We start from the raw sequence: 24,880 nt of genomic DNA, 5'->3' as shown, positions 1-24,880 counted from the left end.
AAATCTCCCTATGAATTTGTGAGAGCAGTATGGGCTATCGAGCCCGAAAGATTCCATATTGATCCAAGCCACTTCACTGTGGGACTAAACACCTAGGGCATTTCAACGTTGAAATGCTCTAACGCCAACCACGGTGAGGCGCGCCGCGAAGACCGACCCGACGGGCGGCCCGTAGCCGTGCCTGTAGCCCAAAGGGCGTACAGGCATCGAGAGCAACGCGGCGTGGATTCAGGCGAAAATCATGTTTTTCGCCTGAATGTCAACTTTGAAATTTGTAGAATTTCAAAGTGAGAGTTATGTTAGTCATATAAGATATTGAAATATATTTAAAAAATATTTTTAGAAAGTATTCCTGCCAACTCAAATACCAACATTCTCTCTGGCTTTCAGAGGACTATATCAGCCTTCAATAGCCAGTCTCCAGATGCCGGGCAGGTGGAACGCCTCCCGGCATTTTTATTTACCGTAGGTCTGCCATGCCACCTTGCGGGCATCAGATTTCCGCTTCCGCTGCAATCCCGCACTACAACAGCGCAAAATCCAAAGAATCGGATGCGCCAAACTATGTCAAGAGAAAAAATGAATTTTTTGCCTTATAATAATACTCGGTTAGACGTATGCGGATTTTTTCGGTCGCGGGATATTCATCATACAAGGCGTCAGCTTAAAAACCCGTGATATGCTGTGCGGAATCAGCATTGTCGGAATCAAAACGTATTTCGTCAATGTTCCTTCTTTACAGGAGAACCGCACATGGCCTGCCACTATTCCTCCATTCGTTCAACAGCCCCTTCCTCTATGCAGGCTGGTAATTCCGGCAGACATACGCCTGATTCCGTAAACCTCGACGCTTTTGTCTCGAACGTCTATCTGCCGCACGTCAAACTCCGCAAGCGAAGCTGGCGCGTGGATCAGCGCATTGCCCGTCAGTATCTGTCCCCGGCATTCGGCGCACGAAAACTTGCCGACATACAACGCCATGAAGTTGAAGACTGGCTACACGGGCTGTCGGAAAAAGATTTGGCCTCGGCCACCTGCAACCGCATTCTGGCAGTGTTCAAGACAATCTGCTCTCTGGCTGCAATGCGTGGCCTTCTGCCCGCAGGGCAATCCCGTGCGCGGGCGTGTCTTCCTTCAAAATCCACACGCAACGGGAGCGCTATCTCACGCGGGATGAGGCGCAACGGCTCATGCGAGCGATGGAAAAAAGCGACCGTCCGGAAGTCTTTGCCATCCGCCTGCTTCTGCTGATCGGGGCGCGCAAAAGCGAAGTCCTCAAGGCCCGCTGGGAAAATGTCCGTCCGGATTTGCGGCTGCTCATCGTGCCGTTGTCCAAGTCCGGCAAGCCGCGCCATATCCTCCTGTCCGATGCCGCGCTGGAAGTTCTTCGCGCCATACCCCGCACACCCGGCAATCCGTGGCTGTTTCCCGGCCATGCTCCGGGAAAGCCTCTCAGCGACCTCTATCTGTTCTGGAACAGGCTCCGGCGGGAATTGGGACTTGCCGATGTACGCATCCACGACCTGCGGCATACCTTCGCCAGTTTTCTCGTGAATGCCGGACATTCGCTGTACGAGGCACAAAAGATGCTGGGGCACAGCGATCCCCGAACCACCATGAGATATGCCCATTTGGGGCAGGCGTCATTGCTGGCGGCGGCTGAAGCCGTGAGCGGCTTTTTCACTTCATGCAAAAGCAGCGACAGAACACAGGGTGCCTTTCCTCTGCTCGCCGGGAGAAATCCTCTTTGGGAAACGGCATACTCCGACCGCACAGGGAATAGACGCAAGGAAACGGAGCGGCGCGCGCCGTGAGAAGATAAACAACTCTAAACGTCAAGGGGGGAGGGTGGAGACCTTTCTGACCGGCTTTGGATACTCCCGGATACGGCGGGGTGTCTTTGGACGTGTGCGGACTGCTCATCGACAGGTACACTGTCGATAAATTTTTAATAGCTTATACACCTTCATGGTTATTTTGGCAATCCTCTCTTTTGGGAAATACCGTTCTCTCAATGCTCCTACGAAGAAATTTCTTTTTATTTCATATAAATATATTGCTTTCGAAAATTTTACCTTATCAAAAAAATCGACAGTGTACCTGTCGATGCCGATTTAGATCGCTCAGCATCGGTAGGAATTTTTGAGAGTGAAAAACAGGAGGAATCATGCAGACCAAAGGCACACTGGAAAGAGCCCTTTTTTGAACAGACTTGCCGTAGTGCGATGCGGTTTAAGATGGTTGTATCAATCATCAGGCGCTCTGTAGATCCGTTTTTTTCAACAAGCGCCGAGAATGTTTTAAGGTAATACTTTTAGCGAAAAAGCTGTAGATGGGGTGGTTCGAAAAATGCTTTCGTCCGCCTGATAGTGTGCCCGGAGAATGCCTTGTGCACGTTTTACCGCCGGAGTCATCAGATGAAAAATGTTGATGAGCAGACCCTCAGTTCTGTTGAAAAAATGGAAGAAGTACAGGCTGATGCCACAGTGCATGCTGTGGAGGCCGAAACGAAAGCGCATTGCGTGCCCGCTCCCGACGCCATTGACGGCCTCATCCGCAAGCGGGTGTATGCCGCGCTCGCCATGGGTTTCGTGCCTGTGCCGCTTGTGGATCTGGCGGGCTTCGGCGTCATCCAGGTGGAAATGCTGCGCGCCCTGTGCAAGGCCCACAATATCTCCTTCCAGCGCCAGTGGGTGAAGTCCGCCATTTCCGCGCTGTGCGGCAGTGGCGTCACTGTGGCCGCCGTGCCCGCGCTGTCCTCTCTGTTGAAGAGCATTCCCCTGATCGGCCTGACCGCCGGCGCGGCGACCATCAGTCTGAGCGGCGCGGCAACCACCTATGCTCTGGGCCGCGTGTTTGACCGGCATTTCCGCAACGGCGGCACGTTGAAAGACTTTGACGCGGACAAATGCAAAACCTACTTTGCCGAAAAAATGGAAGAGGGCAAAGAATACGTTAAAAAGCTGAAGCCCGGAAAGAAACAGGATGCCGGGCAGGCCGCTGAAGAAAAAACCACTCCCTCCGAAGCCGTCTAGGGAATCTCATGGGATTGCGGGATTCCCGATTTCTCGCCTTGCTCCGCCAGCAGGCCGGGCCTGAGAGCAAGAAGCTCATGCTCGCCTGCTGCGGCGCAGGTCTCGCGCAGGGGGTGGCTGTGTTCAGCGTGATGTCGGGCTTGGCACAGCTGGGCAGCGACGGCGTGCAGTTTCAGACGTTCCTGCTTTTCCTGCTGAGTCTTTATATCTTTTACCGCCTGTTCCACTACACAACGGAGAAGGCGGCCCTGCTGGCGTTGCGCGGTATTATGGACTGGCGCATCCGTCTGGCGGCCAAATTGCGCGGCATTCCCATGGAGCATTTCGGCCGCATGCGGACCGAACGCACGCAGGCCGTGTTGCTCGACGCGCAGGACATGGTGGTGGAGGCGGCGCGCATGCTCATGGCCGCCGCGGCCAATTCCGTGATGATGGTCGTGGCCGTCGCCCGCATGTTCACCATTTCTTTTTTGGGGGCCTGCGGCGTTCTGCTGTGCATGGCCGTGGGTCTGGCCGTTTTTTTCAGGTTGGTGAGCAGCGTCAACAGCCGCATGCTGCCCGCCATACAGGCCGAAAAAGCGTTTTCGTCCCACCTTCGCGATCTGCAGGAAGGTTTTCAACACCTGAAAGTCCATTTCGGCAAAACCAGGGATCTTTTCCAGCGCTGGCTGCTGCCCGGCCTGGAAAAAGCCTCCGCCGCGCGCGAAGCCATGGAACGGCGGCACGCGCTGGGCATTTCCTTTTTCGCCGTTTTCAACCTGCTTATTCTCGGCCTGATCCTTTTTCTCCTGCCCCGGCTGCTGCCGGTGGACGCCGAATCCGTCACCAGCCTGCTGGTATTGGTCATGTTCTGTCTCAGCCCCATGATGAGCTTGGTGGGTTTCGTGCCTATGCTGGGTAAGGTTGAAATGAACCTCGGCCAACTGGACGCTCTCGAACACAAACTGGACGCGGCCGTCGAATCCTGCGAGAGCGGTTTAGTGGCCGCGCGCTGGGAAGGGCGGGAACCGGATGTTCCGACCTTTGAAAGCCTGTGCCTGAGTCGGGTGTCCTTTGCCTACCGTGACGCATCCGGCGCGCCTGTCTTTGCCGTCAATGTGCCGGAATTCAGCCTGAAGCGCGGAGAAATCGTTTTTCTGTGCGGCGGTAACGGTGCGGGAAAGACCTCCTTCATGCGTGTGCTCTGCGGCCTGTATACGCCGCAGTCCGGCGAATTTTTTGTGAACGGCAGACCGATGGCGGAGCTGGGCGTGGATGTCTACCGCAACATGTTTTCCCTTGTTCCCGGGGACTTTCATCTTTTTCAGCATATCCTCGGCCTGCATTGCGGCCCGGACAGAGTGAGGGAACTGCTGGCTCTGATGCGCCTTGAGACGAAAGTGCGGATTCTGGAGGACGGCTCGTTTTCCACCCGGGATCTCTCCGCCGGGCAACGCAAGCGTCTGGCCCTGACCTGCGCCCTGTTGGAAGACAGGGAGATCTGTCTGTTCGACGAGGTTGCCGCTGATTTCGACCCCGAGTTCCGGCGCTGCTTTTATGAGAAAATGCTCCCCATGCTGCGCAATCAGGGAAAAACCATCCTCGCCGTTTCGCACGATGACAGGTATTTTTCCTGCGCCGACAGGGTGATCCATATGGCGGACGGCAGCTTTGCGCCTGAGGGGGCAAAACCGGGCCTGTAATCCGTTTTGACCGGCGCTCCGTGCGAGTTTTTATCTGTTTCGCCGGCTTGGAAAAGCACGCCGGCCGGACTGAAACCGGCCAGGTTCAAAAGACGATTCCTGTTGTTTGCCCCGGAGGAGTCCGTGAGCCCCACAGTCCACAGGACAGTAGGCCTGTCTTCCTTTCAAAAAGAACTCTGGCTGGCGCATGAGGCTCTTCCCGCCGGTCATCCCGGCATCTCTTCCGGCGTGCGCACGCTTGTGGAAGGAGAGATCATCGCGTCAACGGCGCGGGAGGCGTTGCGCCATCTGATCGCGCATTTCCCCCTGCTGTCCGCCACGCTTTGCCCCGGCCCCGGCGGCCTGCCCGTGTTTCGTACCGGAGAGCATCCCGAACCGCAGATTATTTTCAGTGACGTTTCCGGCGCGGAAGACCCCGAACGCGCGGCCCTGGACGCCTGCGAGGCGTTCGCGGAATCTCCGTTCACGCCCCTGGGCGGTCCGCTGGTCCGTTTCGCCCTGATCCGCTTCAGCGGAACCAAGGCATTTTTCCTGCAACAAAATCTTCATCTGGTGTGCAGCGGGCTGTCCAATATCGCGTATTTTTCCCTGTTTGCCCAAATCTATGCCGCTGTTCTGGAAGGACGCCCCGTGGATCTGGGTCCCGCGCCGGATTGGCAGCAAACCGTGGACAGCGATCAGGCCTATGCCGCGTCCGCCCGCGCCGCCAAAGACCGCCTGTTCTGGCAGGAGGAAACGCGCCGCGCTCCGGAAGAGCGCGTTTTTCCGCCATTGCCCGGCCATCCCGACCGGCTGGGCGACAGCGCTTTCTGCACCCGGCCGCTGTCGTCCGCCGCCATGCGCCATCTCAACTTGGCCGCTTCCTCCACGGGCGTAAACATCCCGGCACTGCTGACGACGGCGCACGCCGTCGCCCTGGGGGCCCTGTTGGACGCCACGGTCCCGGTGGTATTCACCGTGGACAACGGCGAACGTAAAAATATGCTGCGGATGCAGGGTTTCATGGTCAATGCGGTTCCGGTTATCCCGGAGCTGAAACCGGAAATGACCTTTACGCAAGCGGCGCAATCCGTGGCGGTTCAGATCCAGCGCCTGCGCCGTCACGCGCGCACCAGCGTGCCCGCTGCCCTGCGCGCATCCCACGGCCTGCGCGGGCTTGCCCATCTCTGGGATACCAATCTCAATTATATCGGCGAATTGCCTGTGGGTAACGCCTATTTTCAGCTGCGGGACTACATCCCCATCTGTCTCAGAGAGGATGAAATCGTGCTGGGCCTCTATGTTGTCCGCGGCATAGAGGATGGCGCTCCTCTGCGCATCGTGGTCCAGTACAGCCGCAATCATTTCAGCGAGGAAGGAGTGCGCCGCTACATGGCGCGTTTTGAGGCCGCGCTGGCAATGGCCGAAGCCGATCCGCTGCCGTTGGGCGCATATTCTCCTTTGCTGGCGGATGAACGCGCCGCGCTGGAGCGCTGGGAATCCGGCGGGGAAAAACCCGTGCCCGCCGTGTCCATCCCGCAACTTTTTGACGGCGTGGTCCGCCGCCATGCCGACCGTCCCGCCGTGTGCGGGGAGGACGGCTCCCGCCGCAGTTACGCGCGGGTTTGCCGCCATGCCGGGGCTCTGGCGCAACGGCTCGGGGCGTCCGGCATCGGCAAGGGCGACATGGTCGCCGTGCTGGCCCGACGGCACCCCGGCCTGCCGGAATGCATTCTGGGCATCATGGCCTGCGGCGCTGTGTATCTTCCTCTTGATCCCGACTATCCCGCCGAACGCGTCTCCCATATGCTGGAGGACTCCGGCGCGCGTATCGTCGTGGCGCTGGAGGCGGAAGACGCGCGCGGCCTCATTGAGGCCGGACGTGATTGTCTGATCTGGGACGCCGGGGCGGATGAGCGGGCGGACGCCTTTTCCGGGAACTGGATGCCTGCCGCGCCGTCCCCGGCGGATCCCGCCTATCTGATTTACACCTCTGGCTCGACCGGGACGCCCAAAGGGGTGCTGGTGCCTCATGGCGGCTTCGTCAACATGATTCTGGCGCAGATCGAGGCTTTCGGCATCACCGCCACGGATCATGTGCTCCAGTTCGCCTCGCCGTCTTTTGACGCCTCGCTGTCTGAAATCTTTATGGCGCTCATGGCCGGGGCCGCGTCCTGCCCCGTTTCCCGAGCGCGCATTGACGCACCCTGGCGGCTGCGGGACTATATGGCGGAAAACGCCGTCAGCGTGGCCACCTTTCCGCCTTCCTATCTGGCCTTGTTCAAAGGCGAAAATTTCCCCGGCCTGCGGGTGCTGTTGACGGCGGGCGAGGCCCCCGTGGCGGAAGACGCCCGCCGGTATGCGGCGGAGCTCGCCTATTTCAACGCCTACGGGCCCACGGAAGCCTCGGTCTGCGCCGCCCTGCAACGCATTTTGCCCGAGGCTGGCTCCTGCGCGGAGATCGGCCGCCCCCTGCCCAATACGCGGGCCCATATTCTGGATTCGCGCGGCCGTCGCGTCGCGCCCGGCATGGTGGGCGAATTGTGGCTGTCCGGAGCCGGCTTGGCGCTGGGCTATCACGGCAGGCCGGAACTCACCGCCGAACGCTTCGTCGAACCGGCGGACCTGCCCGGCTTCCGCTGCTACCGCACCGGGGACAGGGCCATGTGGACGACGGATGGTCGGCTGCGCCTGCTGGGCCGCACGGACGACCAAGTTAAAATTCGCGGACAGCGGGTGGAAACCGGGGAAGTCGCGGCCGCGCTGGAAGACTGCCCCCTGGTGGCCCAGGCCGTGGTTGTGGCGGTGCCGAACGGTTCCAGTCACAGGCTCGCGGCCTTTATCCTGCCGCGCGGCGGTCCGCGCGATTGCGACGCCGAGTCCCTGGCTGACTGGTTGCGGCGCAGGCTGCCTGTATACATGCTTCCGGGAAGTTACCATCTGGTGGAGGCCTTTCCACTGACTCCGGCGGGCAAGGTGGACAAGCGCGCCCTGATAGGCAGAGCCGAGGCGGAGCCCGCCGCGCCTTCCGTTCGGCCCCGCCTGTCCGCGCGGGAGGCGCGCGTGGCCGGGGTTTACGCCGCCGTGCTGGGCCGCGCCGTGGAAGACCCCGAAGAGGATTTTTTTCTCATGGGTGGTGACAGCCTCAAGGCCGCTGAGCTTCTGCACCGGCTGGAAAAGGAATGCGGCATCCGTCTCGCCATGCGCGATTTTCTTGCCGCTTCCAGTCCGAGGAGCGTGGCCGGGTGTGCGGAACGCCCGGCCACGGACGGCGGCGCAGCCGCTCCCTTGGCGGACGGCGCGCCCATTTCCTGCAATGCGGGACAGGTGGCGCTCTGGGCGCAGGAGTGTTCCCATGCGCCGTCGGCCCGCTACCATATGCCGCTGGTGGCTGAACTCAGGGGTGGGGAAGGGGCGGTTCTGCCCTTTGTGGAGGCCGTGCGCGAGGCGCTGGCGGCGCAGCCTCTGTGCGCCGGGCGTCTGGGCGGGCCGGTGGAAGCGCCGGAATTTTTGCCCTTCAGCCTGCCCGTTCCACAGTGCCGGCGGTACGAGGCCGGAGATCAGGCGGCCTTGCGCGACAGGCTGGACGCAGTCATCCACGCGCCCTTCGCGCTGCGAAGCCAGCCGCCTGTCCGCCTGGCCCTGTTGCGCACCGCCGAAGAGTCCTGGCTTTTTGCGCTGGTCATGCACCATCTGGCCGGGGACGCCATCGGCCTGCGGGCCATTATGGATGACGCCGCGCGCCTGCTGGCCGGAGACGCTCTTCCGGATATCCCCCGCGCGGCCTTGCTGCGCGGAGCCGTGGCCGAGGAGCGGCGCTTCCTGGCCTCGCCCTTGCGCGACGGCGAGGCGGCTTTCTGGCGTCGGATGCTGTCGCCCCTGCCGCCAACTGTGAGCGGAAGCCTCGGCCTGACGCGGACAAAGGGCCCCACCGTGCTGAGCGGCCAGGGCGGCCAACTGACGGCGGAACTTCCGCCTGCGACTGTCGAGGGTCTCCGCCGTCTTGCGCGGCAAGGCGGAACAACATTGCTGGGGGCCATGCTGGGTCTGCTCGGCGTCTTCCTGTGCCGCCGCGCTGGCCGGGAAGCCTGCGTCGTCGCCGTGCCGGTGGGCACGCGTGAGGGCGCGTCCCTCTCCCGCGTATGCGGCTATTTTGTGAACCCGGTGCCCGTGCGCCTCGTTGCGCCGCCCGATGCGGCGGAAGCGGCCCGGCGGGCGGGCGGCACCCTGCGCGCGGCGGCCGCGCACAGCAGGCTGCCCACCCGGATGATCGCGGAAGCCGTGCCTGTGGAGCAACGCGCTGTGCTGACGGAAATTTTCGCCACACACATGGATCTGGGGCTTCCTCCTTTGCCCGAAGGCTGCGGGCTGGAGATTGAGCCGCGCCTGCCGCTGTTGCGGGCCGCCAAGGGCGCGTTTTCCTTTATCCTGCTGACGGGCGGCCCGGCCACGCGGTTGGTGGAGCAGTGCGCTCTGGTGCTGGAGTATGACAGGGCGGTTCTGGATCAGGATGGAGCCCGGACGTTGCTGGCGGACTGGGCGCGTTTCGTCGCCGGGGCGGTGGGCGACCCGGACGCCGTAGTGACGGTCGTCGCGCCGGAAGAAGACGCCGCTCGGCATGATGCGGTGAGCGCGGAGCTGGACGGGACCCCGGCGGGCACATCCGCCCCCGGCGCGAACGTCGTGGCGGCGCTGGAGCAGGCTTGGCGCGAAGTGCTGGGCGCGTCCCCGCAGGCGTCGGACAATTTTTTTCTCAGCGGCGGTGATTCCATCAAGGCCATTCAGCTTTCCGGGCGTCTGCGCCAGGCGGGCTTTCCTGATTTTCCGCCCGCGCGGTGTTTCAGCCACCCAAATTTCAAGGAGCTTTGCGCCTGCCTCGCCGCCCATGCCGCTTCTGTATCCGGCCCGGCGGCGGCCTGCGCGCCTGCGGCCCCCAATCCGGACGAAGCCGTTCCGCTGCCGCCTCTGCATGCGCTCTGGGTGGCGCGGCACCCGGACGACTGGCACGATTTCCATATGGCCCTGCCGTTGCGCCTGCGCTCCGGCGCGGACGTTGCGCGGCTGAAATCCGGCGTCGCCGCGCTGGGAGAACGCCACGAAGCCTTGCGGATGCGTTTCAATGCCTCGGCACTGACCTGCGAAGCGCCGTCGTCGCCCCTCTGGCTGGAACAAGAATTCGCCCCTGCTATGCCGTTGCGGCAGTGTTTCACCGAAGCGGCCCGACGGCTCTTTCCACCTTTGTCCCGCGCCCGCGAAGCGGGGAGCGGCCCGCTGTACGGCGCGGTTTTCTTCCGGCATGGCGGGACAAACTATCTTCTGTTCGCGGCGCACCATTTCGCGCTGGACGCGCTTTCGCTGGAAATTCTGCGGCAGGAGCTGGCCGCCTTCAGCACCCGGGGCGTCTGGCCCGGCGACGCGCCGGAGTGCGGGGCTGCGGCCTGGGCCAAGTTGCTGGCCAAACATGACGTTTTTGCCTCGACCCGGGATTTTGAAGCTGAAGCCGCGTTTTGGCGGGAGATGTGCGCCGAATTTCCGGAACGGGATGGTTTGGAATCCGGCCCGGAGCGCGCGCCCCGGCCCGACACATTGTCCCGCAGAACCAGCCTCAGCCGCACGGTTGCCGGTTTTGCCTTTGACCGGACGCGGCGCGGCGGCGGCCTGCCGGAAATTCTGGCCGGGCTTGAAGCCGCCCTGCGCGCCGTAAAAGGGAAGCCGCTGCTCCTGACTCTGGAGACGCATGGACGGGAAGCTCTCCTGCCCGGAGTGGACATTTCGCGTACCGTAGGCTGGTTCACAGCGGCGTTTCCGCTGGCCTTGCGCCCCCTTCCCGTTGAAGCCGAAGGGGGAAGCGGGCTTATGCCGGTCGCCGACGCCTGGGCCGCGCGCCTGGACAGCCTTCCTCTACGCGGGGCGCGCCGGGCTTTCGCCGTCACGCGTGCGCCGGAACTGGCCCGCCGCGCCGACATGAGCCTGAATTATCTGGGAGTGGCGCTGACGGCATGCGGCGCGGAAGACCCCCTTGAGATTCTGCCGCGTTTCGCCGCGCCGGATGTTCTGCCGGGTTTGCTGCCTCACGGTTTCGTATCCGATTGTCCTGTGGACGTGCTTGTGTTCGGCGGCGAGGAAGACCGCCTGGAGCTTGTGGCCGCCTTTGCGCCGGACGGGACGCGGCCGGACACCGTGGCGGCCTTGCTGGATGCCTGGAAAAACGCTCTTGAGGTGCTGGCTCTTGAACGCCGTCAGGCCGAAGCCGAAAGCGCGGCTCTGACGCTGCTCTGCCTGTGTGCGCCGGAAAACGTGGCGGAAACCGGCGCTCCCGACCCCGCGCAGGAAGCCATGCTCTATCAATGGCTGCTGGACGGCGAACAGGGACGCCCTGCGGCGCATTACGTGCAGCAGATCACGTTTGCCCTGCGTTCCGGAGCCGACGGCGATAGTTCCCGTGAAGCTTCCGATGACGGCGAACTTGATGCCGACGCCCTGGAAGCGGCCTGGGCGGAGCTGGTCCGTCGCCATGAGGGTCTGCGCACCCTGTTTCCCCGGACAACAGCCGGAGCTTTTCGCCGCGTGGTGCTCTCCGGGACGCGCTCCTGCGCGGAACGGCTGGATCTGGCCTCGCTGCCGCCGCTCATACAGCAAGAGCGGCGAGACAGGCATCTGCGTGAATTGCGCGGAACGCCTTTTGACCTTGCGCGCGGACCTTTGCTCTTCCTCACGCTGTTCTGCCGCAGAGACGAGCGGGGCGTCTTCTGGGAAATGTCCTGGTGTTTTCCGCATCTGCTCATGGACGGCTGGTGCATCGGCATCATGTTGCGCGAATTGTTGGCCCTGTATGCCGCCCGACGCGCCGGGCGCAACGCGGCACTGCCGGAAGCGCCGTCGCTGGCGCGGATACGGGCGGCTCTCGGTCCTGTGGACGGCGTTGCGCTACGGGAATACTGGACCGCCGAGCTTGCCGGATATGACAAGGCCGTCTCCATTGTTGACGTGCTGGCCCGGCTGTTCCCCGCCGTGGAGACAGAGCCGGACAACGCGGAACAGGCGGCCGGGGACGGGGTTCTGGAATCGCGGCTGGAACTGGACGCCGGAACCAGCCGCGCCCTGGTCCGCACGGCCGCGCGGCTGTCGGTCACCCCGTCCCAATTGCTGCAAGCCGCCTGGGCGCTGCTGCTGGGTGGGGGCCGTGAGCGTGACGTTGTTTTCGGACTGGTGCATTCCGGCCGCCCGGCGCAAATACCGGGCATTGAAAACGTCATCGGCCTGTTCATCCGCACTCTGCCCGTGCGGGTGCGCTGGACGGAGGCCACGCCTTTCGCGGCTCTGGCTGCGCGGGTGCGCGACGCGGCCCTGGCTCGGGCCGCGCATGAGCGCGACATGCTGGCCGACATCCAGCTTTGCCGCGAAGGCGGCGGCGCATTGTTCGATCACATTCTTGTCTTTGAAAACTATCCCCTGGACGGCATCGCCACGGACGGTGACCTACGTCTGGAAGGGGTGGAGGGTTTTGAGCGTCAGCCCTATCCGTTGGCCCTGTCCGTGCTCACGGGCGAGACGTATTCCTTCCGTTTTTCCTGTGACGCCCGCCGTATCCCGCCCGCTCGTCTGGCGGCGCTGATCCGCTGCTGGCGCGATCTGCTGCAAGCACTTGCCCGAAGCGCTCCGGCGGAAGCCCCGACCGAAGCCACGACGGACGCCGCCTCTCCGACCTGCGCCGCGCTGGAGGCCGTGTTGCCGACGAGCGTCGCCGCGCCGGGCGTTCCCGCTTCCTTCAATGCGACCGCCCGGCCCTACGAGCGCGACGGCAGCATCCACGGCCTGTTCCTCGACATGGCCCGTGCCTGTCCGGAACGTCCGGCCTGCATCGGCATGGACGGCGATATCTGGAGCTATGCCGAACTGGCCGTGGCCGCCGCGCGCGTGGCCCATGCACTGCGCGGTCTGGAAGCGGGCGAGCCTGTGGCCCTGGCCATGCCCCGTTGCCCGGAATGCGTGGCCGCCATGCTGGGCGTGCTGATGGCCGGCGGTTGCTTTATGCCCCTGGATGAGCGCAATCCGGCGGAGCGCACCCGCAATATGCTGGATGCGGCCGCCTGCCGCCGTGTCATTTACCGGCGCGGCGCGGAGACGGCGCCGCCTGCGGACATTGTTTCCGAGAGTCCCGCAGGCCTTCTGGCGCGGCTGGAGTACGACGCGCTCATGAACGGACCGGCGGTTGCTGTGGGGGGACACGCGCCCGGCGGCGCGGCCCCGGCCTACATCATGTTCACGTCCGGCACCACGGGCCTGCCCAAGGGCGTGCTGGTGCCGCACCGGGGCGTGCTGCGGCTGGCGCGCAACGCTTCCTTCTGGCAACTCTTGCCCGGCGAACGGGTTGGGCAGACGGGCTCCTTCGGTTTTGACGCGTCCACGCTGGAGCTGTGGGGCACGCTGTTGAACGGCGGCACAGTCTGTTTTCTGGACGAGGATACGCTGCTTTCGCCGGAATTGCTGCGTCGGCGGATCAAATCGTGGAAGATTTCCGTCATGTGGCTCACGGCCGGGCTGTTCTCCACTCTGGCTGCGGAAGCGCCGGATATTTTTCTGCCCTTGCGTTGTCTTTATTCCGGCGGGGATACCATGAGTGTGCCCCAAGCCGCGCGCGTGCTCGCCGCCTGCCCCGGCCTGGAACTGTACAACGGCTACGGCCCCACGGAAAACACCACCTTCACCGCCGTGCACCGGGTCAGTCCGGAAGATGTGGGCGAAGGGGCCCGCTCCGTGCCGTTGGGCCGTCCCGTGTCCAATACCCGCGTCCATATCGTGACCGAAAGCGGCGCATTGGCGGGGGTGGACGAATGGGGGGAAATCTGCGCCGCCGGCGACGGTCTGGCCCTGGGCTACTGCCGGAACCCCAAAGCCACGGAGCGCGCCTTTCAGGTTCTGCCCCAGGCGGGTGAGCGCGTGTACCGCACGGGCGATCTGGGCCGCTGGCGGGCCGACGGCCTGCTGGAGTTCGGCGGACGCCGCGACGGCCAGATCAAGCTGCGCGGTTTCCGCATTGAGCTGGAAGACATTGAAAACGCCTTCCTGCGGCTGACGGGCATCAAGGATGCCGCCGTCGCTGTGACGGGCGAGGGCGCGGACAAAATGCTGACGGCTTTCGTCACGGGCGCGGGCCTGATGCCCGAGCGGGAGATGCGCGCCGCGTTGCGCGCCGTCTTGCCCGAATATATGATTCCCGCGCATATTTTTCCTCAGTCGGATCTGCCGGTAAACAGCAACGGCAAGCGCGACAGGCGGGCTCTTGCCGCACTGGCGGAACAATTGCTGGCCGCCTGGAAGCGGACCGGGCGGACCGGGACGACGGACGCGCCTCTGAGCGGCGAGGGAACGGCGGCTGCGGCCGTATCGTCGCCCCGCGACCTGGAAGAGGGCGTTGCCGCCGTTTTCAGCGCGGTACTGGATGTCCCCGCGCAGGGCGCGGAAGCGGACTTTTTCCAACTCGGCGGCCAGTCTCTCAAGGCCATGCGCCTGCTGGCGCGCCTGAACGGCAGGTTCGGTGTTGCCCTGACCTTGAGCGAAATTTTGCGTCTGCGCACGGTGGGGGCACTGGCCGCGCGCATTCATTCTCTCCATGCCGGGGCCGGAAACCATCCCCTTGCCGGGGAGCGCGCCGTCGACGGGCCGGACGCCCTTCCGGCGAAAGACGTTGACTGGCCGCTTTCCCCGGCTCAGGAGCAGCTCTGGTTCCAGCAGAGGCTCTATCCCGACAGTCCCGTCTATTCCGTCATCAGCGTTTTCCGCCTCGCGGGCGTTCCGGACCCGGACGTCCTGCAACGTGCGCTCCTCTTGCTTGAGGAACGCCACGAAGCCCTGCGCCTGCGTCTGTCGGGCAAGGTGGATGCCCGAGGGCCGCGCCAGCGTCTGGCTCCGGCCGGGGGCCTGCGCCTGCGCGTGGAAGATTGCCGCACGGCCGCCGACCCCGGGGAGAGGGTGGCGCAACTGGTGGCCGAGGAACAGGATCGTCCCTTCCGTTTCGGCGACGATCAACCGTTGGCGCGCGCCTGTTGCTTTGTGGAATCGCCGGATTCCGCCGTGCTGATGCTGCTGGTGCATCACTGTGTGTGCGACGGCTGGTCCATGGAAGTGCTGCTGACCGACCTTGACCGGGCCTACGCCATGGCCCTGGAAGACCGTGGCCGGACATGGCCGGATGCGCCCGCCGGCTATTTGGCGCTGGTGCGGGAGCGCAACGAGCGTCTGGCGGCTTCCGCCGGGCGGGCGGCGCTGGACCGCTGGGTCCGGCGTCTGTCGCCGTTGCCGGAACCGCTTCAACTGCCCGCGGGCCGTCCGCGTCCGACGGTGCGGAATTTTGAGGGCGGCGCGCTGGTCCAACGCCTTCCGGCCCCCCTTACCACGGCCTTGCGCCGCCGCGCCAAAGAGAACGACGCCACCCTGTTCCCCGTCTTGCTGGCGCTGACGGAAGTTTTCTGCTTCCGGCATACCGGACAGCGGGACATGGTGCTGGGCGTGCCTGCCGCCTGCCGGGGGCGGGCGGAGGAGCAGGATGTCGTCGGCCTGCTCATGAATGTCCTGCCGCTGCGTCTGGACGTGAACGGGGAAGCGGCCTTCGACGCCTGCGTCCGGCGGTGCGCCGCCGTACTCGGCGAAGCGCTGGAAGACGCGGAATGCCCGGTGGAGCACATGCTGAGGGAACTTCCCGTGCGGCGTGACGCCGGGCGTAATCCTTTGTTTGATGTCCTCGTGGCCTTTGAGGAACAGACCTGGGCCGGGAAGCCCGCTGTGGGGCATTTCAGCCTGGAGCCGTATCCGATCACGGGACGGCAGAGTCGGTTGGATCTGAGCCTCTTTTTCCGTGACAGGGGAGACGAGCTGGAAATCCATTGGGAATACAGCGCCGCCCTGTTCAAGCGGGAGACGGTGGAGCGCATGGCGGCGCGTTTCGCGCTGCTGGCGGAAGCGGCCTGCGGCCCTGACGCGGCCTTGCCTGTGGCGCGCCTGCCTCTGCTGCCCCCGGAGGAAGCGCGGCTGCTTGAGCGCTTCAACGCCACCCGCGAGGACTGGGACTGTTCCGGCGGCATACATGCCTGTTTCATGGCCCAGGCTGCGCGCACGCCGCGGGCTCCGGCGCTGCGCGGCGCGGACGGCGCCACGCTGAGCTATGCGGAGTTCGCGCGCGGGACGGAGCGGCTTGCGGACTGGCTCACAGCGCAGGGCGTCCGGCCGGGAAGCGCCGTGGGGGTCTGCTTCCCGCGCGGGGTCGGCCTGTTGACCGCCATCTTCGCCGTCATCCGGGCCGGGGGTCTGTATGTGCCCATTGTGCCGGATCTTCCGGACGGACGCATTCGCGCCATGCTCGAAGACCTGCCTTCGGACACCTTGCTGCTGGCCGCGCCGGAACAGGCCGGACTGCTTGGCGCTCCGGCCGGAGCGTGCGGCAACCGGCTGCTGCTTGCCCCAAAGGAGCCGCTTGCGGCGAGGCCGCCATCCCTGCCTGCGCCGCCGCCCGATGCGCTGGCGTACATTCTGTTCACCTCCGGCTCCACCGGGCGGCCCAAGGGCGTCATGGTGGAACAACGTGGCGTGCTGAACAGGATTTTCTGGATGCAGTCGCGTTTCCCGCTGGGGCCGGATGACGTGATTCTGCACAAGACGCCGGTTTCCTTTGACGTGTCCGTCTGGGAGCTGTTCTGGTGGTCCTGGTACGGCGCGTCGCTGGCGCTGCTCGCGCCGGGGGATGAACGTGACCCGGCGGCCATCGTGGAGGCCGTGGAGCGCCACAAGGTCACGGTCATCCACTTTGTGCCGTCCATGCTGCGCGTTTTCCTTGAACACTGTTCGCGACGGTCCGGGGCGGTGGCGCAACTGGCTTCGCTGAAGCGGGTCTTCGCCAGCGGCGAAGCGTTGACGCCGGACTGCGTCCGCCTTTTCAACGAGCTGCTTTTCGAGTCCAACGGCACGGAACTGCACAATCTTTACGGCCCCACCGAGGCCACGGTGGACGTCACTTGGCAGCCTTGTTCGCCGTTCCCGGCGGATGCCGCGCGCGTGCCCATCGGCAGGCCGGTGAGCAATACCGTCATCAGCGTGCGGGACGACGCGGGGCAGACCGTGCCCCTGGGCGTCACGGGCGAACTGGTGATCAGCGGCGTTCAGGTGGCCCGGGGCTATGTCAAAAGGCCGGACCTGACGGCTAAAGCCTTCGATGCGGACCCCGCCGGCGGCGCGCGCCGCTACCGCACGGGCGACCTGGCCCGCTGGACGGCGGACGGCGTGCTGGAATATCTGGGACGCCGCGACGATCAGGTTAAAATCCGTGGCTTTCGCATTGAACTCGGCGAAGTGGAAGCCGCGCTGGAAGCCTGTCCCGGCGTGGCCCAGGCCGTGGCCCGCGTAGGCAGTGTGGGCGGCCTGCCCGCGCTGGAAGCCTACCTGCTGCCCGGGCGGGGCGGCGAGCTTTCTCTGTCCGCCATACGCGCGGCCTTGTCCCAGCGTCTGCCCGCGTACATGTGCCCGACGGCCTTCTACCGCGTGGAATCCATTCCGCTGGGCGGCAGCGGCAAGGCGGACAGGCAAGCCCTGCGCGGCCGACGTCTGGACGCGCAGGGAGCGGAGATGGGGAGCGGGTCCGCGCTTTCCGCCCCATCCGGCTCCGCGCTGGAAGAGGCCGTGCGGCTCTGCTGGCGCGCAGTGCTGCCGGAAGCCGGGGACCTGCCTGCGGACGTAAGCTTTTTCGACGCGGGTGGCAGTTCGTTGCTGCTGGTGCGCCTTCTTGACCGGCTTGAGGAACGCTGGCCGGGATGCTTTACCCTGCCGGAGTTGTTCGCCTCGCCCGACATCGGGGCGCAGGCGGAGAAGCTGCGCCTGTCCGGCCAGGAGGGCGGCGACGCGGCCCTTGGGAAATCTCCCTCGCCCGGCCCGGCCGGGCGACAGGGAAGCATCGCAATCATCGGCATGGCCCTGCGGCTGGCGGATTACGATGATGCGGGAGCCTTCTGGTCGGATCTGCTCAGCGGGGCCGATCGGGTCCGCGCCTTGCCGGAACAGCGTTGCCGTGAGCAGTCGTCCATGCTGGCGGCTGCGGGCATACCCCTGTCCGGGGCCGGTTTCAAACCCGCCGCCTACCTGGATGACATTTCCGGTTTCGACCCGGCCCGTTTAGGCATGGCCCCGGGCGACGCGCGCATCATTGATCCCGAGCAGCGGCTCTTTTTCAGCACGGCCCTGCGTGCCCTGGAAGACGCGGGCTACGGCGGCAACGCGCTGAACAACGCCGCCGTGGGCGTGTTTGTCGGGGCCGGCTCCGCCTCGCCCTTCCGCCAGGCTGTGGCGCTTTCCCTGCCGGAGCAGGCGGAACAGGCCTATATGCTCAATGTCCCTTCCGCCGCGGCGGCGCGCTTGAGTTATCTGCGCAACTGGTCCGGCCCCGCCGCCGTGGTGGATACGGCCTGTTCTTCAGTGCCGGCGGCCCTGCATCAGGCCTGCGCCGCCCTGCGGCGCGGCGAATGCTCGCTGGCCCTGACCGGCGGCGCGCGCGTGCAGTCCGTGCTGCTGCAAGGCACGTCGGCTTTCGCCATTGAAAGCGCGTCGGGCCGCACCCTGTCCTTTGACGCGGCCGCGGACGGAACCTGCGCCGGGGAAGGGGCGGCAGTCTTTCTGCTCAAGCCGCTGGAACAGGCCCTTGCGGACCGGGACGCCATCCATGCCGTCATTCTCGGCTCAGCCGTCAATCAGGACGGGCGCTCGGCGGGCATCGCCGCCCCCAATCCCGTTGCCCAGGCCGCCGTCATTCAGGCCGCCGCCACCGCGTCCGGCATCGTTCCCGGCGATTTGCACTTCATTGAAGCCCACGGCACGGGCACAGCGCTGGGCGACCCGGTGGAAATCGACGGCCTGCGCCGCGCCTTTGCCGGCAATCCGCCGCGCCGGTCCATGCCCATCGGTTCCGTCAAGGGGAATTTCGGGCATCTGGATGCCGCCGCCGGAGCCGTGGGACTGGCCAAAGCCATCCTGACGCTCAAGCACGGCCTTGTGCCGGGGCAGCCGCATTTCAGCCGGCCCAATCCGCGCATTGACTTCGCCGCCGCCTCGGTTCATGTGGTTGAGCGCCCGGAACCGCTGCCCGGCGACGGCCATCCTTGGCGGAGCGGAATCAGCTCTTTCGGTCTGAGCGGCATCAATGCCCATGTAATTGTACAGGAAGCGCCCCTGCGCGAGCCGGAAGCGGAACCGGAGGGCTGGTGCTGCGTGCCGCTTTCCGCCTCCAGCCCGGACGGGCTGCGCCGCTATGCGCGCGAACTGCTGGCGGCTCTGGAAGAGAGCCCCCGCGCGCTGCGGGACGTGGCGGGCACGCTGGCCTGCGGACGTGAGCATCTGTCCTTCCGCGTGGCCTGCGCCGCCCGCAACGCGCATCAGCTTTGCGAAGAACTCGTGCGCTGGCTGTGCGCCGGAGGGCAGAGCCATGCCGTTGTCCCCGGTGCAGAGCGCGCCGCCGTGTTCTGCGCCGGGGAAGCGGAAGCGCGGTCGGCGGTGACGGCCTTTTTGCGCGGCGCGGCGCCCGCCTGGGAGGCAGACCGTACGTTCACGCGTCTGCATCTGCCGCCGGTCCCACTGGAGCGGGTCGCCTGCTGGCCCGTGTTTCGGCCGCGTGCGGCGCATGATGCGCCCTGGCCCGGAGAAGCGGCGGCCACGCCGCAGGGCAGGCATTGCCCCGTGCCGCTCCACGACGCCGATTTCTGGCCTGTGGCGGAGCACATTGTCGCGGGTCGCTCCACCCTGATGGGCATGGCCTTCCCCGCGTTAACGGGCAATGCCGCAGCCAGATTGCGGCCCGCCACCGCGTTTGTGCTGGAAAACGTGCACTGGTCCCGTCCCTTGGCGTCGGACGCCTGCGCTGAAGCCACCCTGTCGCTGATCCCGCAGCAAGACGGCTTCGCGGTGGAACTGCGGGCCTCTTCTTCCCGGGCGACAGGGGGAGAGGCTTGGACGACATTCGTCTCGGCACGGCTTCGTTTCGCCGGGGCGGCCGAAAGCCCGGAACCGCTCTCTGCCGCCTCTCTGCGGGAAGGCATGGAGCCGCTGCCGCTTCCCTCCGCGCCGGTAAAAGAACTGGTGCGCGCCAGCGAACGCTGGCGTTGCCGCAAGGCCGTCTGGCGCACTGAGGACGGACGGGTCACGCTGGCCCGCCTGGCGCTGCCGCCGCGCTATGCCGGAGATTTCGCGCGTCTGCCGTGGCATCCGGCTCTGCTGGACGTGGCGGCGAGCCTTGCCCTGGACGACCGCCCCCTGCTGCCTGCCGCCTGCGCCGCCATTACGTTGCGCCGTCCCTTCCCGCAGGAGCTCTGGGCGCGTTGCGCCCTGCGCTCCTGCGGGAAGGACGCTTCCGCGCTGGTGGTGGACTGTCGTCTTTACGACGACGAAGGCAGGGAACTAGCGGCCCTGGATGGGCTGTCCTTCCTGCCCCTGCGTCCGCCCCAGGCTTGTCTGCATCGCCTGGAATGGACGCCTTTCAGCGTTCCGAAAGCATCCCCGACGCCGGATGGCCCCGTACTCTTGCTGGGCGAAGGGCCGTTGCGCGAAGATCTGGCCGCCGTCCTGCGCTCCCGGGGCATTGCGGTGGAGCCTCTGGCCTATCCTCGCGGCGAGGAGGCCTGCGCCGCGCTGGCCGAACGCCTGCGGACATCCGGCGTCCGGCATGTCCTTGTGGTCCTGCCCGAGGCGCTGACCGGCTGGGAAGCCGCCGCGCCCGTGCGGGCCATGCTGCGGATGCTGTCCGGCGGCGTTCCCGGTAAGGACCGTCGTTTGAGCTGGCTGTGCGTCGGGCGGGTCGGCGGCGGCCGCGCAGTGCCGGAACAGGCGCTGGCTCTGGGGGTTCTGTTGGCGGCACGGCGCGAGGAAGCCGGTTTCGCCGCCAATTTTGTGGACATCCCATGCGATGAGGAAGGGCATATCCCGGCCCCGGCCGCGTCAGCGCTGGCGGACTGTCTGTTCTATACGGCTCTGGCGTCCCCGAAGGACGCGGAGCGTGTGGCCTGGCTGCGCCTGGACGCGGCGGGCGGATTTTTCAGCCCCGGCCTTTCCTCTCCGCTGGAAGCGGATGTGGCGGCTTTGCCGCAGTCCGCGCCGGAAGAATGCGTGTTGATAACCGGAGGACTCGGCGCCATGGCGCTGACGTTGGCAAGACAGCTTGTCCCGCGCTTGGGCGGCAGGGCCGCCCTGCTGCACCGGGGGGCTTTCCCTGCCGAAGCCGACTGGGATGCTCCCGCAGACAACCGCACGGCGGAGCGCATTGAGGCTCTGCGCGAACTGCGGCGTCGCGGCGTGGACTTCCGCCTTTATGCGTGCGATGTCACGGACGAGCACAGCCTGTCCGGCGTTCTGGAGCGCGTGCGGCGGGAATGCGGCCCCATCGGCGCGGTGATCCATACGGCCGGGGTGGCGGGCGACGGTTTCCTGTTGCGCAAGGACGACGAGGCTTTCGAGGACGTGGTCGCCCCCAAGCTGGAGGGCGCGCGCTTGCTGCACCGGCTGACCCTCGGTGATCCTGTGCGCCATTTCGTGCTGGCATCGTCGCGCACGGCCCTGGCCGGAGCGGCGGGGCAGAGTGATTACACCGCCGCCAACGCCGCCCTGGACAGCTTTGCCCGCTGGCGCGCGGCACAGGGACTGCCCGCGCTCTCGCTGGCCTGGAACACCTGGGCGGAAACGGGCATGGCCGCGCGCGCCGGGATTTCCGCACCGTTCATGCTGTCCCCGGACCAGGCCGGAGACGCCCTGTTGCGCGCTCTGGCCAGCGGGGCGGAACATGTCATTCTGAGCATGCCGGGCGAACCTCTGTCCGCCGCGCCGGAGCCTTCCGCTTCCCGCACTTCCACGGCGGCCTTGCCGATGGCCGCCCGGGACATGGCCGGGCGCCCCGTGCCCGAGGTGGTGCGCGTGGTCATGGAACGGGTGCTCGGCTACGAAGACAGGCTCACGCCCGATGACGATTTTTACGCTCTGGGCGGGGATTCCCTTTCGGGCATGCGTATTGTGACGGCCATCAACGCGGCCCTGGGCGCGTCCGTCGGCCTGGCGGACCTGCTTTCGTGCAGCCGGATCGGCGCGTTCTGCGCGCGGGTGAGCGAACTATTGGAAAACGGCGCATCCGCCGCGCGTCCCGCGTCCGCGCCCGCCATGCCGGACTATCCCGTGAGCCGCGAACAACTGGCTGTCCTGCGGGCCGAAACCGTCTCCGGGCCGCACACAGGCTACAATCTGCCGCAATTCCTGCCCCTGCCGCCGGAATGCGGATTGGAAGCGCTGCGTGGGGCCTTGGAGGCCTTGACGGCCCGGCATGAAATTCTGCGCACATGCTTCGTGCGCCTGGAACAGCCGGAGCCGCGCATGCTCGTGCGGGCCGCCGTGGCCGTGGCGCTGCCGGAGCTCGATTTTTCCTGCCTGGAAGAAGCCGCCGCCGAACTGATCAGGCCCTTTGATCTGCGGGAAACCCCGTTGTTCCGGGCGGCCCTGCTGCGCATAGACAGGCTGCCGGAGGGGACTGCCGGAAGCAGCGGGAACAGCGGACACAAGGTGCTCTTCTTCGATATTCACCATTCGCTGGCGGACGCCAAGGGTGTGGGCATTCTGCTGCGTGACCTGCGCGACCTGCTCGCCGGTAAAACGCCGCCCCTGGTCAGCCTGCAACAGAAGGACGCGGCCTGGCGTCAGCACGAAGAGGGGCCGGAAGCGTTGCGGGCGGCGCGCGCGTATTGGCTGGATCTGTATGCCGACGGTCTGCCGCGCACGGAACTGGCGGCGGATTTTGCCCGCCCCGCCTGGCATACCAACAGGGGCGCGGTCTGCTCTTTCACCCTGCCGGAAGATCTGACGCGGGAGCTGAGGCGTCTGGCCGCCGCCTGCGACGCGACCCTGCATTCCCTGCTCTATGCCGCCTGGGCTCTTTTGCTCAGCGCCGACGCCGGCAGTGAGGATATGGTAATGGCCGTGGCGGCGGACAGCAGGGGCGTTGGTTTTGAGGAGACGGCGGGCATGTTCGCCTGCCTTCTGCCCGTGCGCCTGAGTGTGGCACGAGGACAAAGCGTCTCCACGTTGATCCGGGCCGCGCAGAGGGCGAACACCGAAGCCCTGCGGCACAAGGGCTTTCCGCTGGGGAGCCTGATGGCCGAACTGAAACCGGCCGTGGACCTTTCCCGCACCCTGCTTTCGGAAGTAACATTTTCCTATATGAACTACGGGGCGGAAACGGACGAAGACGCGCCGTACATCGTGGCCAACAGCGGCTGCAAGGCGGATCTGGCCATTTTCGTCAGCGACGTGGCGGGCGGTCTGCGCTTCGGGCTGGAGTACTACGCGGATCTTTTCGCCCCGGCCCGCATGGAAGCGCTGGGGCGGCGCTTCGCGGCCCTGGCGGCGTCGTTCGCGGCGAACGGGGTGCGGGGCACGCTGGCGGAACTCCTGTCCGCATCCGGGATTTTGGAGGCGCGGACGGTTTCTGCTGGAGCCGGGGCCGCCTTGTCGGCGGACGTCGCGCCCGCCTCCACGCCGGAAGGCGATGCCGCGCTGGAAGCCGTTGTGATTGAGGCCTTCCGGGAATACTTCGGCCTGCGAACCGTCGCCGCCGGGGATAATTTTTTTGAACTCGGCGGGCACAGCCTGCTGGCCATACAGATTGTCAATGCTCTGAACAAAAAGCTCGGAACCAACCTGACTGCGCGCGACCTGTTCACCAATCCGGAACCGCGCTCCCTTGCCGTCCGCCTTGCCCGGCGGGACGAAATCCCGGCGACATCCGTCGGCCATCCGGCAATGCCCGATATTCCTCCTGCCACTCCAAAGGAGGGGCTCTATCCGCTCAGCCATGCCCAGCAGCGCCTCTATGTCCTGCACCGGATGGAAAACGGCGGCACTTCCTACAACATGGCCTTCGTCTTCCTGTTGGAGCGGCCGCTGGACAGGGAACGTCTGGCAAAAGCGTTGCACGCGCTGGCCCGTCGCCAGGAGATGTTGCGCACTGTCATCATTGAGCGGGAGGGCGCATTGTGGCAGCGGGTTCGGGAGGACGTCCCGCCTCTCTGCCTGTTCCGCGATCCCGCGGTCCCGGAACAGGAAGCCTGCGCCGCCGCCGTGCGGGAGGCTCTCGCGCCCTTTGATCCGGCGGCCGGCATGCTTCGCCTCTGCGTCCATCCCACGGCGGAAGGCGGGCAATGCCTGGCGCTGGGCATGCACCATCTCATTGGGGACGGCTGGTCCATGCAGATCTTCTTTGGAGAGTTGATGGCCCTGTATGCCGATCCGCAGGCGGCGCTGCCGCCCCTGCCCATGCAATACCGCGACTACGCGCTTGCGCAGCGGGGCCGCGACTGGAGCGGGGCGGCGGCCTACTGGCGGGAATGCCTGCGGGATATGCCGGGCCATGTCGCGTTGCCCGCCGACGCTCCCGCCGGACAGTCCGGACAGCCGGGACAACGCGGCCCGGCGGGCGTGGCGACGCGCATGCTGGCTCGGGAGACGCTGGAAAAACTGCGGACCTTTGCCGCGAAACGGCGCATGACTCTGGCCTCTTGCCTGCTGGCCCTGTTCGCGGCGCTGCTGTTCCGCCTTTCCCGGCAGGACGATATCCTCATCGGCATGGGCGTCGCGGGGCGCGAACGGAAGGAATTGGAAGGTTTGGTGGGCTTTTTCGTGAACATTCTGCCCATCCGCGTGCGTATGCCCGCCGACGGCGGACTGGACGAACTGCTGGAAGCGGTCAACAACTCCTGCCGGGAAGCCCTGGCGCGGCAGGATTATCCCTTTGATCTGCTCGTGCGCCAATGCGCCCCCAAAACAGCGGCCCCGCGCGAAAACCAGATGCTCAACGTCATGTTCGAATACCAGCGTTACAGCGATCTGGCGGGAATCAACACCTTGGGCTCGGCGGCCCCGGCCGCCCGCATCGTGGACGAGGAAGAGTGGATGCCGCTGGCGGGCGGGGCAAGTCCGCCAGCCAGGTATGATCTCACCGTCTATGTGCAGGATGAGCCGCGTGGCTGCCGCCTGCGCGCCGAATATGACAGCGGCCGTTTCACGCGCGGGACCGTGGCGCAGTGGCTTGCGTTTTGGGAGCGGCTCATGGAGACATCAGTTGGCGCGGAGCAATAGTATACGGGGTGCGCAATGGCGGACAGCAATCCGTTACGATTC

General features: G+C 65.5%; 5 protein-coding genes. All 5 read left to right on the top strand.

The annotated features are described in order from the left end of the window. The first annotated feature begins 753 nt into the window (after window positions 1-753). Entirely contained in the window at window positions 754-1,251 is a 498-nt protein-coding gene (locus KH208_RS02580; RefSeq protein ID WP_291433570.1) for a hypothetical protein, read from the top strand. Then, a complete protein-coding gene (locus KH208_RS02575; protein ID WP_291433569.1) occupies window positions 1,191-1,814 on the top strand; it encodes a site-specific integrase in 624 nt (207 codons plus the stop codon). Before KH208_RS02580 ends, KH208_RS02575 begins: the two co-directional genes overlap by 61 nt. Before the next feature lie 603 nt (window positions 1,815-2,417). Next, on the top strand, window positions 2,418-3,035 hold the full coding sequence (locus tag KH208_RS02570) for a YcjF family protein (protein ID WP_291433568.1): 618 nt from the start codon (window positions 2,418-2,420) through the stop codon (window positions 3,033-3,035). Between the two features lie 8 nt (window positions 3,036-3,043). Continuing rightward, complete coding sequence (locus tag KH208_RS02565) at window positions 3,044-4,717, top strand: ATP-binding cassette domain-containing protein (RefSeq protein ID WP_291433566.1); 1,674 nt, start codon at window positions 3,044-3,046, stop codon at window positions 4,715-4,717. A gap of 123 nt (window positions 4,718-4,840) precedes the next feature. After that, window positions 4,841-24,838 (top strand): non-ribosomal peptide synthetase, encoded by a 19,998-nt coding sequence (locus KH208_RS02560; protein WP_291433564.1) that lies wholly within the window; start codon window positions 4,841-4,843, stop codon window positions 24,836-24,838. The last annotated feature ends 42 nt before the right edge of the window (window positions 24,839-24,880 follow it).

Source organism: Desulfovibrio sp., from assembly GCF_018379785.1.
Taxonomy (GTDB): domain Bacteria; phylum Desulfobacterota; class Desulfovibrionia; order Desulfovibrionales; family Desulfovibrionaceae; genus Desulfovibrio.
The sequence above is the reverse complement of the archived record's forward strand: the minus strand, read 5'-3'. Positions and strand labels throughout refer to the sequence as shown.

What these genes read in the sequence shown, in the direction of transcription:
- KH208_RS02580 (WP_291433570.1), top strand. Translation starts at nt 754, where the DNA reads ATGGCCTGCCACTATTCCTCCATTCGTTCAACAGCCCCTTCCTCTATG.
- KH208_RS02575 (WP_291433569.1), top strand. Translation starts at nt 1,191, where the DNA reads ATGCGAGCGATGGAAAAAAGCGACCGTCCGGAAGTCTTTGCCATCCGC.
- KH208_RS02570 (WP_291433568.1), top strand. Translation starts at nt 2,418, where the DNA reads ATGAAAAATGTTGATGAGCAGACCCTCAGTTCTGTTGAAAAAATGGAA.
- KH208_RS02565 (WP_291433566.1), top strand. Translation starts at nt 3,044, where the DNA reads ATGGGATTGCGGGATTCCCGATTTCTCGCCTTGCTCCGCCAGCAGGCC.